General features: G+C 42.2%; 18 protein-coding genes. 13 read left to right on the top strand and 5 right to left on the bottom strand.

Features of this window, described 5'->3' with window-relative positions:
• Positions 1–34 precede the first annotated feature (34 nt).
• The 7 genes from pabC to B5D54_RS02560 all read left to right on the top strand — a co-directional run bounded on the left by pabC (position 35) and on the right by B5D54_RS02560 (position 6,778).
• A complete protein-coding gene (gene pabC / locus B5D54_RS02590) occupies positions 35–838 on the top strand; it encodes an aminodeoxychorismate lyase (RefSeq protein WP_078924927.1) in 804 nt (267 codons plus the stop codon).
• Entirely contained in the window at positions 835–1,851 is a 1,017-nt protein-coding gene (gene mltG, locus B5D54_RS02585) for an endolytic transglycosylase MltG (RefSeq protein WP_078924926.1), read from the top strand. The genes pabC and mltG overlap by 4 nt, the downstream gene beginning before the upstream one ends.
• Positions 1,848–2,486 (top strand): dTMP kinase, encoded by a 639-nt coding sequence (gene tmk / locus B5D54_RS02580; RefSeq protein WP_078924925.1) that lies wholly within the window; start codon positions 1,848–1,850, stop codon positions 2,484–2,486. Before mltG ends, tmk begins: the two co-directional genes overlap by 4 nt.
• The gene (gene holB / locus B5D54_RS02575; protein WP_078924924.1) at positions 2,486–3,451 is read left to right on the top strand and encodes a DNA polymerase III subunit delta'; all 966 of its coding nucleotides are present in this window, start codon (positions 2,486–2,488) and stop codon (positions 3,449–3,451) included. The genes tmk and holB overlap by 1 nt, the downstream gene beginning before the upstream one ends.
• Positions 3,442–4,209 (top strand): TatD family hydrolase, encoded by a 768-nt coding sequence (locus B5D54_RS02570; protein WP_078924923.1) that lies wholly within the window; start codon positions 3,442–3,444, stop codon positions 4,207–4,209. Before holB ends, B5D54_RS02570 begins: the two co-directional genes overlap by 10 nt.
• Positions 4,210–4,653: 444 nt before the next feature.
• Positions 4,654–6,084, top strand: a complete 1,431-nt coding sequence (gene ptsG, locus B5D54_RS02565) for a PTS glucose transporter subunit IIBC (RefSeq protein ID WP_078924922.1) — start codon at positions 4,654–4,656, stop codon at positions 6,082–6,084.
• Positions 6,085–6,373: 289 nt separating this feature from the next.
• A complete protein-coding gene (locus B5D54_RS02560; RefSeq protein ID WP_078924921.1) occupies positions 6,374–6,778 on the top strand; it encodes a hypothetical protein in 405 nt (134 codons plus the stop codon).
• A 49-nt stretch (positions 6,779–6,827) separates the two neighbouring features.
• Here B5D54_RS02560 and B5D54_RS16865 read toward each other — a convergent pair whose 3' ends face one another.
• Complete coding sequence (locus B5D54_RS16865; protein ID WP_115173979.1) at positions 6,828–6,926, bottom strand: MetS family NSS transporter small subunit; 99 nt, start codon at positions 6,924–6,926, stop codon at positions 6,828–6,830.
• The gene (locus tag B5D54_RS02555) at positions 6,926–8,386 is read right to left on the bottom strand and encodes a sodium-dependent transporter (RefSeq protein WP_078924920.1); all 1,461 of its coding nucleotides are present in this window, start codon (positions 8,384–8,386) and stop codon (positions 6,926–6,928) included. Before B5D54_RS02555 ends, B5D54_RS16865 begins: the two co-directional genes overlap by 1 nt.
• 847 nt (positions 8,387–9,233) lie before the next feature.
• Between B5D54_RS02555 and cydH the strand changes: the two genes are divergently transcribed.
• Together cydH and B5D54_RS02550 are read left to right on the top strand one after the other, a co-directional pair.
• Positions 9,234–9,323, top strand: a complete 90-nt coding sequence (cydH, locus tag B5D54_RS16860; protein WP_115173980.1) for a cytochrome bd-I oxidase subunit CydH — start codon at positions 9,234–9,236, stop codon at positions 9,321–9,323.
• A gap of 20 nt (positions 9,324–9,343) precedes the next feature.
• The gene (locus tag B5D54_RS02550; protein WP_078924919.1) at positions 9,344–10,531 is read left to right on the top strand and encodes a patatin-like phospholipase family protein; all 1,188 of its coding nucleotides are present in this window, start codon (positions 9,344–9,346) and stop codon (positions 10,529–10,531) included.
• Between the two features lie 11 nt (positions 10,532–10,542).
• On the opposite strand, the gene pyk is transcribed toward B5D54_RS02550, so the two are convergent.
• A complete protein-coding gene (pyk, locus tag B5D54_RS02545) occupies positions 10,543–11,988 on the bottom strand; it encodes a pyruvate kinase (protein WP_078924918.1) in 1,446 nt (481 codons plus the stop codon).
• A 293-nt stretch (positions 11,989–12,281) separates the two neighbouring features.
• Between pyk and mlc the strand changes: the two genes are divergently transcribed.
• Both mlc and B5D54_RS02535 read left to right on the top strand, forming a co-directional pair.
• Positions 12,282–13,499, top strand: a complete 1,218-nt coding sequence (gene mlc / locus B5D54_RS02540) for a sugar metabolism global transcriptional regulator Mlc (RefSeq protein ID WP_078924917.1) — start codon at positions 12,282–12,284, stop codon at positions 13,497–13,499.
• 129 nt (positions 13,500–13,628) lie between these two features.
• The gene (locus B5D54_RS02535) at positions 13,629–14,573 is read left to right on the top strand and encodes a chemotaxis protein CheV (RefSeq protein WP_078924916.1); all 945 of its coding nucleotides are present in this window, start codon (positions 13,629–13,631) and stop codon (positions 14,571–14,573) included.
• Positions 14,574–14,627: 54 nt separating this feature from the next.
• On the opposite strand, the gene B5D54_RS02530 is transcribed toward B5D54_RS02535, so the two are convergent.
• The gene (locus tag B5D54_RS02530) at positions 14,628–15,371 is read right to left on the bottom strand and encodes a YciK family oxidoreductase (RefSeq protein WP_078924915.1); all 744 of its coding nucleotides are present in this window, start codon (positions 15,369–15,371) and stop codon (positions 14,628–14,630) included.
• A gap of 89 nt (positions 15,372–15,460) precedes the next feature.
• On the opposite strand from B5D54_RS02530, the gene sohB reads away from it, so the two are divergent.
• On the top strand, positions 15,461–16,522 hold the full coding sequence (gene sohB, locus B5D54_RS02525) for a protease SohB (RefSeq protein WP_115174054.1): 1,062 nt from the start codon (positions 15,461–15,463) through the stop codon (positions 16,520–16,522).
• 19 nt (positions 16,523–16,541) lie between these two features.
• Here the strand turns inward: sohB and rrtA are convergent, their stop codons facing one another.
• Positions 16,542–17,099, bottom strand: a complete 558-nt coding sequence (gene rrtA / locus B5D54_RS02520; RefSeq protein WP_078924913.1) for a rhombosortase — start codon at positions 17,097–17,099, stop codon at positions 16,542–16,544.
• A 3-nt stretch (positions 17,100–17,102) separates the two neighbouring features.
• On the opposite strand from rrtA, the gene B5D54_RS02515 reads away from it, so the two are divergent.
• Positions 17,103–17,720: a tRNA-uridine aminocarboxypropyltransferase gene (locus tag B5D54_RS02515; RefSeq protein ID WP_078924912.1), complete on the top strand. Its 618-nt coding sequence runs from the start codon at positions 17,103–17,105 to the stop codon at positions 17,718–17,720.
• Positions 17,721–17,752 lie beyond the last annotated feature (32 nt).

The following is a 17,752-nucleotide window of genomic DNA, read 5'->3' as shown; positions in this document are numbered from 1 at the left end:
CATTAGGCCGTTTGTTTTTTTCAGGGAATCGAATATGTATTGGCATAATGGACAGGTCGTGGATTCAGTCAGTATTGCTGATCGTTCTTTTCAATATGGTGATGGTTGTTTTACAACGATCCTTACTAAATATGGTCATATTCAACACTGGCACTATCATCGTGAACGGATGGAGGCTTGCCTTGAACACCTAGGGATTATTCCTCCGGATTGGAAACCGATCTACGATGCGCTAAAGGATATCATTGCACAAGACGATAAAGCTGGAGTGAAACTGCATGTGAGTCGAGGTTGCGGTGGGCGAGGGTATAGTCCAACTCAACATCTTCAAGCGAATGTGACGCTTCATCCCTTTGAATACCCTGAACACTATAGACAATGGCGAATATCTGGTTTGTCGCTTGGAGTGTGTACCCAAAAGCTTGGTATTAATCCACTACTTGCCGGACATAAACACAATAACCGTTTAGAACAAATTTTGCTCAAAGGTGAAATGGATCGGGTTGGCTACCCTGATGGAGTTTGTCTTGATCTTCATGATTGTGTTGTAGAAACAACAATGGCGAATCTCTTTTGGGTAAAAGGCAATACCTTATATACTCCCAATTTACAGAATGCAGGGGTTGAAGGTGTTGCTCGGCGTATTATTTTACAATCGGCTAGTACGTTGGGTTTAACGGTAAATGTCGGGAATTTTCCCCTTGAGCTGCTTTATCAGGCAGATGAAGTGTTTATTTCTAACGCATTGTTAGAAGTGGCCCCTATCATCAATATTGCCTCTCAATCTTATACTATTGGTACTTATGCGCGGTTTTTTCAGGAGATATTTGATTCGTGATTAAAAAGTTATTGGCCATACTACTTATACTGTTACTATTCACGCTTTCCTGCTACGTCTATATAGTCAAGCAGGTGGATAATTATCTAGATCAAAACTTATCTATCCATGAATCGCAACTGATCACTATTCAAAGTGGAGCGAGTTTAAATGGAACTTTATCTTTACTCGTCAATAATGGTTATATTCAAGAACATTTCGCTACAAAATTGCTTCGCCGTTTACATCCTGAACTGACACAAGTAAAAGCTGGTACTTACCAACTTACTCCGGGGATGTCATTGAAAAAAGCGCTCGCTCTTTTTATTTCCGGCCGAGAATTTCAGTTTTCAATCACTTTTGTCGAAGGCAGTCGTTTTAATGATTGGCGTGAAATTTTAGCCAGTACTCCAGAGTTACGCCAAACCATCAATACACTTTCTGAGTCTGAAATCGCTCAAAAAATAGGGGTTGATAATCAGAAGTTGGAAGGGTTATTTCTTGCCGAAACGTATCATTTTACCAAAGGTGAACTCGATGTCGACATTCTGAAACGTGCTCATCGTAAACTCCAACAAACACTCACTAAGGCGTGGGATCAGCGTCAACCTGATTTACCATTGGCTTCTCCTTATGAAGTGTTGATTTTGGCTTCAATTATTGAGAAAGAGACGGCGATTGATTCAGAAAGAAAGCGCGTCGCTTCAGTTTTTATCAATCGGCTCAATAAGCGTATGCGTTTACAAACGGATCCTACCGTGATTTATGGGATGGGAGAACGGTATGACGGGCGTATTCGTAAGGCCGATCTACGGGAAGCAACCCCATATAATACTTATGTTATCAATGGCTTACCTCCAACTCCTATTGCGATGGCGGGTGAAGCCTCTATTTATGCTGCGATCAATCCAGAGCAAAGTGATTATCTGTATTTTGTGGCAAGTGGACGGGGGGATCATGTCTTTTCTAAGACATTGACTGAACACAATCGCGCAGTACGCGCCTATTTAAGACAGCTTAGAAACCAACAATGAAAACAAAATTTATCGTAGTAGAAGGGCTTGAAGGGGCGGGGAAAAGTACCGCTATTCAAGTTGTCATTAATACATTGCATGAACACGGTATTTCACTGGTCACTCAAACGCGTGAACCAGGAGGAACGGTGCTAGCCGAAAAGATGCGTGCCTTAGTGAAAGAAGATCATTCAAATGAAGTGCTTCATGATATTACCGAAGTTTTGCTCATGTATGCGGCGCGGGTTCAATTAGTTGAAAATGTCATTAAACCCGCTTTAGAAAGTGGGCACTGGGTGGTCGGTGACCGACATGATCTCTCTTCTCAGGCATACCAAGGTGGTGGAAGACAAATTGATCATCAAACGATGTCTCAGCTTAAGCAGATTGCTTTAGCTGACTTCGGCCCAGATTTTACTCTATATTTAGATATCGACCCTAAGGTTGGACTCGAGCGCGCTCGTGGACGAGGAGAGCTTGATCGGATTGAAAAAATGGACATCAGCTTTTTTGAACGCACGAGAGCGCGCTATCTAGAATTAGCCAATAGTGATGAGTCGATAGTTATTATTAATGCTCAGCAGCCACTTGAAGCCGTGAGTCATGATATTCAACGATCTCTCAATCAGTGGCTAATAACGTGTCAAGGTCAGTAATGAATTCACTTTATCCTTGGTTAACGCCCGCTTGGATAGGCTGGAAAACGCAGCTCGATCATGCTCGTTTTGCCTCTGCAACGTTGATCTCTGCTCCTGAGGGATGTGGTAGTTTTCAACTGGTTGAGCGATTTGCTCAAGCTTTAATGTGCACCCATGACTCGAGTGAACCTTGTGGCTTTTGTCATGGGTGTGAACTGATGCGCTCCGAAAGCCATCCTGATTACCATCTTATTCGCCCAGAGAAAGCAGGAAAAAATATTACCGTTGATCAAATTCGTTATGCAAACCGTTTAGCGCAGGAGTCTTCTCAGTTATCTGGATTTCGGCTAATTGTCATTGAGCCTGCAGAAGCGATGAATGAATCAGCGGCAAACGCATTATTAAAAACGCTCGAAGAACCTGCGGAAAAATGTATTTTTGTTTTATTGACAGTGAACATAAACCAGTTGCTTTCTACGATAGTCAGCCGATGTCAGAAGATTGTAGTTCCGGAGCCAACACCCCAAGTGGTAAATGAGTGGTTAGCATTGGAATGTCGAGATCCCATCCCTGATTATGCTGCCCATATCTGTAGTCATTCCCCATTGGTGACGAAAGAGGCAATGGCGTCTGGTGATATTAAGCATTACCTCGAGATTGAAACGCTATTTTTATCAGCCTTACAAGGCGATCTATCGTCTTTACTTGCTTGTAGTCAATGGCTTAGTGCTAAACCATTAACGTATTTAAAGTGGATCTGGTTTTTACTAACCGATGCCCAAAAAGTCACTTTTGGAATCATGGATTCTTATTTCACACCGGGCAGTCAGAGCGTTTCCACTACGATTTCTTTGGCACTTTTACAGCAACAGGCAGAGAGCTTGGTTAAGCTGATAGAACAGCTACGTTTATTTAGTGGCTTGAATGCTGAGTTGTTAATCACCGATTGGCTATTAAAATTTAATGAGGATTCATGTTTGTAGATTCACACTGCCATCTCGATAAACTCAATTATCAAGAGTGCCATGAAAGCATCGATGATGTGATTGCTAAAGCTGAGCAAGCAAAGGTTAAGCAGTTTCTCTCGGTTGGTGTCACCCTAGATTCTTTTCCTTCTATGTTAGAAATGATTGAACCCTATGAGCAAGTCTATGCGTCTTGTGGCGTTCATCCTCTTGATGTACTGAGTGATTTTGAACTCGACCGTTTTCGTAGCTATGCTAATCATTCAAAAGTGGTGGCTATTGGGGAAACCGGGTTGGATTACCACTATCAGCCAGAAACGGCAGATTTACAGAAATTGAGATTTTCTCAGCATATTGAGGTTGCGGTAGAACTTAATAAGCCTTTAATCATCCACACACGGCATGCACGATCAGATACCTTGTCTATACTTAGGCAGGAGCGTGCTGAGCGATGTGGTGGGGTAATTCACTGTTTTACTGAAGATCTCCCTTTTGCTGAAGCGGCTATGGAGTTGGGTTTTTATATCTCAATTTCTGGAATTGTAACCTTTCGTCAAGCAACGGAACTGAAAGAAGTGGTTAAACAGTTACCTCTTGATCGGCTGCTGATTGAAACGGATTCTCCATATTTAGCGCCCGTACCGCATCGGGGAAAAGAGAATCAACCCGCCTATGTGGTTGAGGTGGCAGCTTATATCGCCCAGTTGAAAGGAGTTGCACTACATGAGGTTGCTGAAAAAACCAGTAAAAATTTCCAAGATCTTTTTTTGCGATAGAAATCAAAAAAGTGGCTAATAAAGCGGTGTAAATCGGTTTTTGTGTGTGAATTCTTATGTTTTGTTCTATTTTTAGACTTGTTTACTGAATCTGTTGTTTTTTGAAGCAGTAATGCGAAAAATGTAATTTTGTTACTAAAAATAACAATGACATTTATTTTATTTACTTATCGAAATTAATTGAAGGTAATATTTTTTTATTATAAATCATGTGGTTATATTATGTTGTCTGCTGCTAAAACCATGAAATGGTTTGTGATCTGTCTATTACTTTGAAACTAAATTTCTTAACTAACTAGAAAGTTTGAGGGGCATCAAGATATATTTAGAGGCGGAAAATATAATACATTTGTGGTTACATTTTCATTGGGTGCTAACATTTAGGCTACGGGGGTGTGCCGTTAGAACCCAAAAAATTCTAATAACTTAATCAGGAGCATAAACATGTTTAAAAACGCTTTTGCTAACCTGCAAAAAGTAGGTAAGGCTCTGATGCTTCCAGTGTCAGTTTTACCTGTTGCAGGTATTTTGCTTGGTGTGGGGGCAGCTAACTTTAGTTGGTTGCCAGAGGTGGTTTCTCATCTAATGGAACAAGCCGGTGGTTCAGTTTTCGGCCAAATGGCTCTGCTATTTGCTGTTGGTGTGGCATTAGGTTTTACCAATAACGATGGGGTATCGGGTCTTTCTGCTATCGTTGGCTATGGTATTATGGTCGCCACACTGAAAGTGATGGCCGATGTAATGGGCGTCGATGGTATTGAAACCGGCGTACTTGGCGGTATTTTAGCGGGTGGTGTAGCGGCTTGGTCATTTAACCGTTTCTATAAAATCCAACTACCAGAATATTTAGGCTTCTTTGCAGGTAAACGTGCAGTACCTATCATCACTGGTTTCCTCTCTATTGCTTTAGGTCTTGTTCTTTCGTTCATTTGGCCTCCTGTTGGTAATGCGATTGCTGCTTTCTCTGATTGGGCAGCGAACCAGAACCCAGTAACGGCATTCGGTATTTACGGTATTGTTGAACGTTCATTAATCCCATTTGGCTTACACCACATTTGGAACGTACCTTTCTTCTATGAAGCGGGTTCATGTGTGACTAACTCAGGTGAGCCTGCTCGCGGCATCATGACGTGCTTCCTGACGGCAAACGATGCGTCTCGTGCGGCTGGTAATGGTTTTGGTCAACTTGCTGGTGGTTACCTATTTAAGATGTTCGGTCTTCCTGCTGCGGCTTTTGCTATTGCACATTGTGCGAAGCCAGAAAACCGTGCAAAAATCATGGGTATCATGGCGTCTGCGGCATTGACTTCGTTCTTAACGGGGATTACTGAACCTATTGAGTTCTCATTCCTATTCATTGCTCCTGTACTGTATGCTGTTCACGCGGTATTAGCTGGCCTAGCTTATGTGCTAACCAACGCTCTAGGTGTGGTACACGGTCATACATTCTCAAACGGTTTTATTGACTTTGTTGTTCAATCACCACGTGCTGAGAATATGTTACTGCTTGTTGGCCTAGGTATTGCCTACGCAGTGCTTTACTATGTTGTGTTTACTTTTGTCATTCGTTCTTTAGATCTAAAAACACCGGGTCGTGAAGATGAATCTGCTGATGCAAGCGCGTCTACTGGCTCAGAATTAGCGGGTGAATTAGTGGCAGCTTTCGGCGGTAAAGAAAATATCACTAACTTAGATGCATGTATTACTCGTCTACGCGTTTCTGTTGCTAAGACAGAAGCGGTTGATCAAGCGAAACTAAAACAACTTGGTGCAGCTGGTGTTGTGGTTGTTTCTGGCGGTGTACAAGCTATCTTTGGTACTAAGTCTGATAACCTAAAAACAGAAATGGATGAATGGATCCGTAACCACGGTTAATTCTTACTTTTCTTTCCCCTATAAATAAGGAGGCTTCGGCCTCCTTTTTATATACCTCTAGTTTTATTATGTTCATTTCACTTCTTTTAGGGAATGTAAACACTTTGCTTGGTGGTGAAGGGGCTTTACTCAATGTAAAACCTACATGAGATTTGGCTTTCCTTTACCCGGTATTGACATCGTTTTTAAAGTCTTTCGATAAAGTGCTGGTATTCTTTACTAGGTGCAATATTTGTGTGACTAATATGATGTGCCTGTACATAGCCATTGTAAGATAGGATAAGAATTGATGAAGAAAGTAGGGATAGTTACATTGATACTCGGTATTTCCGGTTATGCTTATGCTCAATCGGAGCTCAATGTTAAAGCCGGGATGGCGATGGATCAGCAACTTAGTGTCGTGCTAGAAGCCAATGATCAATATCGATTTATTGTCGGAAATGATGGTGCGGCATTTGATTATCTTGCAAAGCGAGGAAGCTTTGATCGGGCAGATATTCCCTTTGATTGGTATGTTGGCGTTGGGGTGTGGGCTGAATGGGATGATGATTTTGGGGTACGTGTACCGCTTGGTATTGATTGGCCAGTAAATGCCAATTTTAATCTTTATGGGCAAGTACATCCGGAATTAAATATGTATTCTGGCACGGAGTTACAACTTGGCGGCGCAGTGGGGGCAATCTATCGGTTTTAAAAAAGTCAGCCATAAGATAATGGCTGACTTTTTTTGATAAAAACGACGATTATGCCTGTTTTGCCATCGCTTTTTTAATACAAATGATTGCACCGCCCCAAGTTATTCCTAGACCGATGATCATCATGATAATTGCACTTGTTGTCATTAGTATGCTTCCTTACGATTGATTAAGTTAATCATGACGCCAATAACGAGTAAGAGAAGGATCATTGCCCATCCTAGAGTAAGGTCGTAACCTCCATAGCCTTCCGTGAATAGTGCTCTGAGCTTGGTGGCGACGATAATTGCCAGAACCACAGGGGAAACAAAACGTAGGCAGATATCAAACCATATGCCCACCGAAAAATCGGAAATAGAGTTAACGTATTTACGAGCATCCGAAACTTTCATTAGCCATGTCATTAAGATTAACTCTACGAGACAGCTTGTCATAATGCCCACGTTATTGGCAAAATGATCGACTAAATCAAGTAATAATAAGCCGCCATTGGTTGCAAAAGCCATTGAAATCACAAATCCTGAACCAATGACAATATTTGCCGCTTTTTTACGGCTCCAGCCCAGTTTGTCAATAATCGCTGAGGTTACCGCTTCAAGAATAGAAATGTGAGAGCTTAAGCCAGCGACAACCAGTGCTAAGAAAAACAGAGGGCCTAAAATATAAGGGATCGGTAATAGATTAATGGCCGCAGGCAATGTCACGAAGGCTAATCCTACCCCAGCAGAAACCACTTCTGTTAGCGGTTTTCCTTGCTCTTGTGCCATGTATCCCAATACTGAGAAAATCATGATACCAGCCAAGATAGAAAACCCACAGTTAATCAGTACCGTCATAAACGCATTGTTGGTAATGTCTGATTTTTCAGGAAGATAACTTGAATAGGCCAGCATAATGGCAAAACCAATACTTAGGGTAAAGAAGATTTGCCCATAAGCGGCAGCCCATACTTTTACATCCCAGATTTTACTGAAATCGGGCTCGAACATATAGTTCACACCATCTAATGCGCCTGGTAAGAAAATCATCCGAGCAATCAGCAGTAGAACCATAATAAATAGGATAGGCATCATAATTCTCGATGCACGTTCGATCCCTGATTTAACGCCACCAACAATCGCTGCATAAGTAATCGCCCAAGCGATGGCCATTGCAAGGGCTATCTTCCATTGAATAGAGCCAAGCTGTGTTGGAGAGTTATCACCAAGATTGAGGTATTCACTAAAGAAGAACGTATTGGTGTCAGCCCCCCAACTTTGTGTGAAAGACATACCAAAATAAGAAATGGCCCAACCAATGACGGCCACATAGTAGACGCCAATAACCGCTGCGATACCCACTTGAAACCAACCAAGCCATTCAAATTTCGAATGAATCTTCGCTAAGGTTGTGGGTGCTGAGCCGCGATTTTTTTGTCCCATACTAAATTCGAGGATCATAAAAGGGATCCCTGCCGTTAACATAGCAAATAAGTAAGGGATGAAAAATGCACCGCCTCCGTTTTCATAGGCCATATAGGGGAAACGCCAGATATTCCCTAATCCAATCGCCGAACCGACCGCAGCTAATATAAACCCTGCTCGGGACCCCCATTGTTCTCGCTTCATCATTAACTCCTTATCACTTCCCTGAGGTATGAAGCTTCCTAATAAACTGGTGTATTCATAGAAGACAGATAGTGAATAGAAGCGAGCGGTTCCTCAGCTTAAATGCATCTGGGACGTATAGCAGGCCTTCTATCCCTGGCCAATTAGCCAGATTTGAATCTGGTCTAGTTGTTAAGTTATTGTTTCATCTTCCATTGTTGAGTTAAACCTAGGTTTATCTCTCTCCAGAGTACCAAGAACTCAGAATATTACTCTAAATATATCGATGTGTGTTTGCGTTGTCTGAAATAATCAGCTTCGCATTGGTTAAGAGACTACAGTTATATGTTGGAGATAGCAATAGAATGTAAACATCACTTTATGCTTCTTGAATAGGTTAAAAAAAGAATAATTGAGATAAATATAGTTATATATTTGTGATTTATCGAACTTAATGAATGGATTAACTGGTCTGAGCATAATAGCTAACGAATAAAACTGTATAGATTCATAGAAGATGTGACTAAAAAATAGACAGGCATCAGAGAATGGCTCCAATAGACTGGCTTTATTATCGATGATATTGCTTTGGTGGCTTTATTTTTGCCCACCTCAGAAAAAGAGTGGCTGAGTTATCTCTTGATTAGTGTGATAACAACTTCATATTTGTCGCTATAAAAACCACAATGATTGTATAAGTATCAATCAAATGTTATTAGTTAGTTATCCTATGATAACTTTTTGTGGTAGAGCTATCCGTCACCTTTTGGGTTTCAATTTTGTTATTGACGTTATCTTAAGAGGATTTCGGTATCGTCCCTCTACGCGGTGGAAAGTTATTTGGGTATAGACTAAAAAGGAGGTGTTTATGGAACGCGATCTTAAGTATGCTTTAGTGATTACAGCAACCGTCTTTGTTATCTTAATTGGGTACGGAGTCATTGCGATTGCTTATTAATCATCAAGAAGGGTTCGCCTATGGTGAACAGTGGTACCATTTCTGATCTAGAAAAGAGGGTCGATCTTCATCGACTCTCAAAATTTGTTACAGGCAAGAATACGTTAGTTACTCAAGGGGGAGGACAAAGAGGGATCTTTACCGCAGGTGTTTTAGATGCCTTTATCTTATCCAATTTTGATCCATTTCATGAATTCTATGGCACGTCTGCGGGTGCGCTTAATTTGTGTGCTTATCTTTGCCGTCAGCATGGCTTAGGTAAAGCTTTTATTCTTGAATTGACCACCGATCCACAATTCTTTCATCTGTTTAGTTATATTCGCCGTAAACAGCCGCTTAATTTAGATTGGGCGCTAGACAAAATTTGTCATTATCCCTATCGCTTAGATTTAGACATGGGGCGTTCAACACTTGGCACCCGAAAAGCTTTCGCAGCAGTGACGGATCTCATTTCTTTAAAAGATGCTTATTTCCCCATGCTGGGGAATGACTGGCGAGAAATTTTGACAGCAACGTGTGCCATTCCTGGGTTATATAAGAACAATGTGTCATTAGGGGGGCGGAATTATATTGATGGTGGTGTTTCCGCTTCGATTCCGGTGCAAGAGGCATGGCGACAAGAGGCACGTTTTATCACGGTGATCAGGACAGAAACACTGGATGAAGAGAGTCAGCAAAATGTACTGAAAAATGTCCCTAGTGGGGGGCAAGTTCCGTGGTTGAGAGAGTCGTTTAATTCCATTCAGACCCATTGGCAAAATACGCTATTGAATTGGAAACAGGATTGGAAAGGCTTTCTTCAGCAGCAGATAGTTAAGTCCCAGCAGTTGAAACAAGATCATCCACATCTAGAAGTTTTAAATGGTGGGCGTTGGCTGTTTGGTGCGGATAATATTTATCGGTTGAGTCACTTATTAGGTAATAAGTTTGATTCGGGGCTGGCAGACATGTTGATGGTTCACTACCAGACTTATGCTTTGACCAGTGATTTTTTACATTCACCGCCAGACGATGTCTTTATTGTACAAATCGTGCCTAGTAAACCACTGAAGTCTAGTTCATTGCTGAGCCGTCATGATGATTTATTGCATGACTATGAGTTAGGACTACAGGCTGGCTATGAATTTATTGAGATTTTTTTAGCGGCAAAAGAAGACGCTGAACAACGGCAAACCGTTTGCTCAACACCTTCCCTATTTTTTGATTGACAGCATGTTTATCACAGCACTGGAATGATACGCATACAATTGGTCGTACCTTCGACATCCATAATGTCTCCTTGAGTGATAATGACTAAATCACCAAATTCGAGAAGGCCTTGCTCTTTTAGTGCCTGTAATGCCGATTGTGCCACTATCATCCCTTCCGTATGGTTACTATCAAAAGAAAAAGGGATGACGCCACGGTATAAAGCACAGCGATTTAGCGCACTATCATTCCGCGACATTGCAAAAATGGGCAAGAGAGAATTGAGTCGAGAGGTCATTAATGCCGTTCGGCCTGATTCAGTGAGCGTGACCATGGCTGCGACACCTTCAAGGTGGTTGGCGGTATAGATGGTAGCCATGGCGATGGCTTCCTCTTCTGTTTGAAACGCACGATCGATTCGATAGTTTTGCTGGTTGGCTTCAATCATTTTTTCTGCCCCAATACAAACATCGGCCATGGCTTTGACTGTCTCTATTGGGTATTTCCCTGCGGCGGTTTCCCCTGAAAGCATCACCGCATCTGTGCCATCTAAGACCGCATTTGCTACATCCATGACTTCGGCTCGAGTTGGCATCGGGTTGGTTATCATCGACTCCATCATTTGTGTCGCGGTAATAACCACTCTATTTAAGGCTTTTGCTCGGTAAATTAATTTCTTCTGAACCGCGATGAGTTCAGGATCGCCAATTTCAACACCGAGATCACCTCGAGCAACCATAATGACATCAGAAGCGCGAATAATATCATCGATATTTTCATCACAAGAGACCGTTTCCGCTCGCTCAACTTTAGCGACTAAACGGGCCTGTAGCCCCGCTTCTCGGGCCAGTTTTCGTGCATAATCCATATCTTGGCTATTACGAGGAAAAGAGACCGCTAAATAATCGACGCCAATTTCAGCCGCCAGCAAAATATCTCGTTTATCTTTTTCGGTCAGAGCTTCGGCTGAGAGACCGCCTCCTTTTTTATTGATTCCTTTATTGTTTGATAAAGGGCCACCAATCAGTACTCGAGTAAAAACTTGGCTTTCTTTAACCTCCGTAACTTGCAGCTGAACTCGTCCATCATCAAGGAGCAGTATATCGCCACTTTTTACATCATTTGGTAGGGTTTTATAATCAATGCCGACCACACTTTCTGAGCCTTCGTTGGGTTCAAGTTGAGCATCCAGAATAAAAAGATCACCCTCATTTAAAAGAATTTTTCCGTATTTAAAGGTAGAGATCCGTATTTTTGGACCTTGTAAATCGCCTAATATCGCTACATTTTTTCCTAATTTTTTTGCAATTTCACGGACTTTATTCGCTCGTGTTCGATGATCTTCGGCATTTCCATGTGAAAAATTCATTCGTACTACATTCACGCCACAATGAATCAGTGTTTCTAATACCTCTCCTTTATCCGTAGAAGGTCCTAATGTGGCGACAATTTTTGTTTTTCTTAAGACGGGACTCATCAGTATCTCCAGTAAACGGTATGGTATTGAAGTAAGTATAGTTGAATCTCAAGCATTAGAATGAAGAGGCTTTGATGTGTTACATACAGAAAATAAAGAGAAAACCTATTAATTTTTTTAGGAAAAAAAGATCTTTATTAGTCATATTGATGGGATCTTATTGCGCACTCTTTGACTAAAAACACAAACTTCTATCTATATGCGTGATGCTTGTCACGGCTATTCACCAAAGCGCTTCACAATTAGTTCGCAAAGTAAAAAAATTGACAGGTTGTTGAATTTTGGAGTGCACCATGTACATGGCTCAACCAGGCCATATTGATCATATCAAACAGGTCAATGCTGGCCGTGTATATAAACTCATTGATCAAAAAGGTCCGATCTCTCGTATCGATTTATCAAAAGAGAGTCAGTTAGCCCCCGCGAGTATTACGAAAATTACTCGTGAGTTGATCGATGCTCATCTGATCCATGAAACGACAGTGCAAGAAGCGATCAGTCGTGGTCGTCCTGCGGTCGGATTGCAAACCAATAATGAAGGTTGGCAGTTTTTATCCATGCGCCTTGGGCGAGGCTACCTCACAATTGCCTTGCATGAGTTGGGTGGTGAGGTGTTGATTGACACCAAAATCGATATTCATGAAATGGATCAAGATGATGTATTGGCTCGGCTATTATTTGAAATTGAAGAGTTTTTTCAAACCTATTCCGCTCAGTTGGATCGTGTAACCAGTATTGCTATTACTTTACCTGGGCTGGTTAACTCAGAGCAGGGCATTGTGCTACAGATGCCACATTACAATGTTGAAAACCTGGCTCTCGGGCCGGAAATTTATAAAGCAACGGGGCTTCCTGTTTTTGTTGCCAACGATACTCGGGCTTGGGCGTTAGCAGAAAAGTTATTCGGGCACTCACAAGATGTGGATAATTCCGTATTAATTTCCATCCATCATGGTTTAGGGGCGGGAATTATTGTCGATGGACGGGTATTACAAGGTCGTCATGGTAATATCGGCGAATTAGGCCACATCCAGATTGATCCACAAGGGAAACGTTGTCATTGCGGTAATATTGGTTGCTTGGAAACCGTTGCCAGTTCCCAAGCAATCCGAGAGCAAGTGGCGATTCGCATTGCTTTAGGAGAGGAAACCTCACTAGCAGAGAAACCTGAGATCACCATTGAAGATATCTGTTTAGCGGCGGCGGAAGGCGATCAACTGGCTGTTGAAGTGATCGAACAATTAGGCCGTTATCTTGGGGCTGCGATTGCGATTGTGATTAATTTATTTAATCCGGAGAAAGTTTTGGTCGGAGGTGTCATCAACCAAGCGAAAAGTGTGCTATACCCAGCTATCCAACGTTGTATTGAGGAGCAAAGTTTACCGGTTTATCATCAAGACCTTCAATTGCTAGAATCGCGTTTCTATAAACAGGCCACGATGCCGGGGGCTGCATTGATAAAACAAGCGTTGTACGATGGTTTATTACTGATGAAGGTGGTCGAAGGGTAATTTTTGCTTCGTTTTTTCTCTGTGAGCGTTTACATTTGTCACTTAAATTTGTGTGTGTATCTAAATACCTTACGACGGTTTAGGTATATACTGTAAAGCGATAATGCTTTTCTATTGGTGGGATTTTGTATGTCGAGTATCTTAAACACGGTCGATCAACGGACCAATTTGGTGGGAGAAAACCGCCTAGAACTGTTGCTGTTTAGTTTGAATAGTCGACAAATCTTCGCTATTAATGTTTTCAAAGTTCGTGAAGTCATTAAAGTACCACCGACCACAAAGATGCCAGGTTCGCATCCAAATATTATTGGTGTAGCTTCTTTACGTGGTGAAGCTGTCCCTGTGATTGATTTACGCCAAGCGATCGGTTTTCCACCTTCTCGTCTTGAGAATCAAGAACAAAATCTGATCATTACCGAGTATAACCGTACGGTGCAGGGGTTCTTGGTGGGGCAGGTACGTAATATTATTAATACCGCATGGACAGAAATTCAACCGCCTCCTAAATCGGTGGGTCGTTCCAACTACCTAACCGCGATTACTCATATTAAAGAGCAAGATCAACATCACATTGTTGAAGTGGTTGATGTTGAGAAAGTCTTAGCTGAAATCATCGATTATGACGTCTCTATTTCTGAAGAAGTGCTGGATCATGATCTACTGAGTGAAATGGTCGGACGAAATATTTTGATTGTGGATGATTCTGCGACAGCGAGAAGCCAGATAAAAGGAACGTTATCTCAGCTTGGACTCAATATTATAGAATGTTGGGATGGCTTGCAGGCATTGAATTTACTTAAATCGTGGTGCGATGAAGGTAAAGATATTAATAAAGAGCTATTAATGTTAATCACCGATGCTGAAATGCCAGAGATGGATGGTTACCGTTTGACGTATGAAGTGCGCAATGATCCTCGGATGTCAGATCTTTATATCACGTTAAATACTTCATTAAGTGGCAGTTTTAACGAGTCTATGGTGCAAAAAGTGGGTTGTGATCGATTTATTTCTAAATTTCAACCCGATCTGCTGGTGGAAGCCGTTCAAGATAGGTTACGCGCCACTTTAGCGTAATAAAAAAGCCTTGCAGGAAAGCAAGGCTTTTTTATTATCTTTATCCTATCAGTATTAGTGTTTAGGCTGAGCATCGATACATTGGCCATGTACAGATTGGCTTTCTGGTGCCATTAAATACAGATAGAGAGGCATGATCTCTTCGGGCGTTTTTAACTGATTGACATCTTCAGCCGGGTAGGCTTTAGCCCGCATTCCGGTTCGGGTGGCACCCGGATTGATGGCATTGACCCGAATCGTGGTTTCCGATAATTCATCAGCAAGCACTTGCATCATCCCTTCTGTTGCAAATTTCGAGATTGCATAGGTGCCCCAAAAAGCGCGTCCACTATGACCCACGGTTGAGCTGGTGAAAACTAGGCGTGCATTTTCAGTCTTTTTTAACAAAGGGAGTATGGCTTGGGTGAGCATAAATTGGGCTTTGACATTCACTTGCATCACTTCATTAAAGGTATCTTCACCAATCTGGTCAAATGGACTAAGTACGCCGAGTAGGCCAGCGCTGTGCAGTACGCCATCTAATCGACCAAATTGACCTTCAATGGTTTCGGCCATGTCTAAGTAGTGTTGCTTAGTGGCACCGAGCATATCTAAAGGTACAATCGCCGCTTGAGGGTATCCTGCTGCTTCAATTTCATCATAAGTCTTTTCAAGTTTTTTCACCGTTCGGCCTAATAATATGACTGTTGCGCCGTGAGCGGCATAGGTGAGGGCGGCTTGTTTGCCAATGCCATCTCCCGCACCAGTGACTAAAATCACTTTGTTTTTTAAGGTGTCAACAGAAACAGAATAATCCACGCTACGTTTCCTTATTGTTATGATTTGCTTTTCGTCTTCGTGACAAGATGGTTACAATACACCAATTCGCATTGAAGAGGATGAGTACATTGGAATTTTTATTAGAGTACGGTTTATTTTTAGCCAAGATTGTGACCGTTGTGGTTGCGCTCGTCATGGTGTTAGTCATTGTGAAATCGGTTGGAGGAAAGCAGGCCGCGGTGAAGGGAGAGTTGGTTATCACTAACTTAACCGATCAGCATAAAGAAACCGTTGAGCAGTTAGAGTCTTATCTGCATGATGACAGCTTTTTAAAAGCCCGCCATAAAGCGGAGAAGAAAAGTGAAAAAGAGCAGCAAAAGTCGCGTGAGAAAGCATTGAAAAAATCGATTAAAGGGGGAGAGTTAATCGAAAAGCGTGACCCTCATCTGTTTGTGCTCGACTTTCATGGCAGTATTGATGCGAAAGAAGTGGCTTCACTACGAGAAGAAGTGACGGCAATTTTAGCGGTGGCCCAAGCAGGAGATGAGGTTCTGCTTCGCTTAGAAACGGGGGGCGGTATGGTGCATGGCTATGGGTTGGCTTCTTCTCAGCTGGATCGTTTGAAAGCGGCTGAATTACCTTTGACGATTGCTGTAGATAAAGTGGCAGCCAGTGGCGGGTATATGATGGCGTGTATTGCGGATAAAATTGTTTCAGCGCCGTTTGCGATTGTAGGTTCAATAGGTGTTATTGCGCAATTACCTAATTTTCATAAATTGCTTAAGAAAAATGATATTGAGTTTGAGCAATTGACGGCGGGTGAGTATAAACGGACGTTAACCATGTTCGGTGAAAATACCGAGAAAGCACGAGATAAATTCAAACAAGAGCTTGAAGAAACGCATGAATTGTTTAAACAGTTTATTCGTGATCACCGCCCTGCGTTAGAGCTAGAGAAAGTGGCGACCGGGGAGCACTGGTTTGGTACTCAAGCAAAAAATTTAGGTTTAGTCGATGAGATTTCAACGTCAGATGATTTGATTGTGAAGGCTTGTAAAGATAAAACCGTGCTTTCGATTCGCTATGTACAAAAGAAAAAACTGGCCGATAAATTGGTGGGTGTTGCTGGGGAGGCCGCAGACTCCGTATTGCTTAAGTTGATCGCTCGAGGTCAGCGTCCAGTCGTCTAATCTTTTGTTGACAAAGCGCCTAGTGAGGGCGCTTTGTTTGTAATGTGTATTCTCTTTCTAAGAGTGCAAAGAGCAGCCCACCAAGTAGCCCAATCAAATGTGCTTCTGTGGCAACGCGAGCCTCGATCCACATTTCTGTACCGAGAGATGCGCCAACACGTTGTTCCCATGCGACTTTTGCTATAATACCGAAAACCAGCCAGCGGCTATTTTTTCGACCATAGAGCCATTCTTGAGTGGCAAAGAGTGCAAACAATCCGTGCAATGTTCCAGACAGGCCTACGTATAGAGTTATGTCAGTAAAGTAGACTCCCACCCCTACCCAACCACTGAGAAGAAGCAGAGCCATCAGTAGTAATTTAGGTGTCGGTCTAAATAAAAAAGCAATGGCCCACAACCCAGCAAGGTTCATCATAAGGTGGGCAAAGTTGGTATGGGTAAAGTTTCCTGTTAGGATGCGCCACCATTGTCCTTGTTGAATAGCACTTAGGTGCCAAGCACTGACACTACTGAGCGGCTCAAATTGTAAACCGAAGCAGAGTAAACTGACTAAACACAACAATAGGTAAAGATTCACAATATGTCTCGTTATTGTTCTCAATGTGGAAAAGCGCATAAAGCTTGTATCTGTGCGGAAATCGTACCGCTAACATCTGCTGTGGAGCTTATCATTCTTCAACATCCAACTGAAGAACATCGTCCGATGGGAACCGCGCGTATTTTGAATTTATCGCTTGCTAATTGTCGCTTGTGGGTGGGCGAGGATTTTCGTGATCATGCGCCATTAAATCAGTTATTGGCAGAGCCGGATGTGGTGCATCAGGTGTTGTACCCCAGTGAGCACTCTACTTGCATCTCAGCTGAGGTCGATTCGAGCTATCAAAAAATTCGAGTTATTTTGCTCGATGGAACGTGGAAAAAAGTGTTTAAGATGTGGCAAATCAATACTCAGCTACACTCTTTACCTTGTCTACATTTACCGGAAACATTAAAAGGCAATTATCGCATTCGCAAAGCGCCGAATGATAATGCGTTATCTACGGTTGAAGCTGGGTTTCATTTACTGCAACTTTGGCAACCTAAACAAGATTTTTCGCCATTGCTGAACGCATTTGAAGCCATGATTGACTATCAAATCCAACAGATGCCAAAGGGGGTTTTCGAAAGGCACTATTCCAATGGTAAGTCAACGTTGTGACAACGGCGATCGTTTTATCGATAACATCGAAC

The sequence above is a fragment of the Vibrio cincinnatiensis DSM 19608 genome, from assembly GCF_900167345.1.
Classification (GTDB): Bacteria; Pseudomonadota; Gammaproteobacteria; order Enterobacterales; family Vibrionaceae; genus Vibrio; species Vibrio cincinnatiensis.
This window is presented reverse-complemented; position numbering and strand designations above follow the sequence as displayed.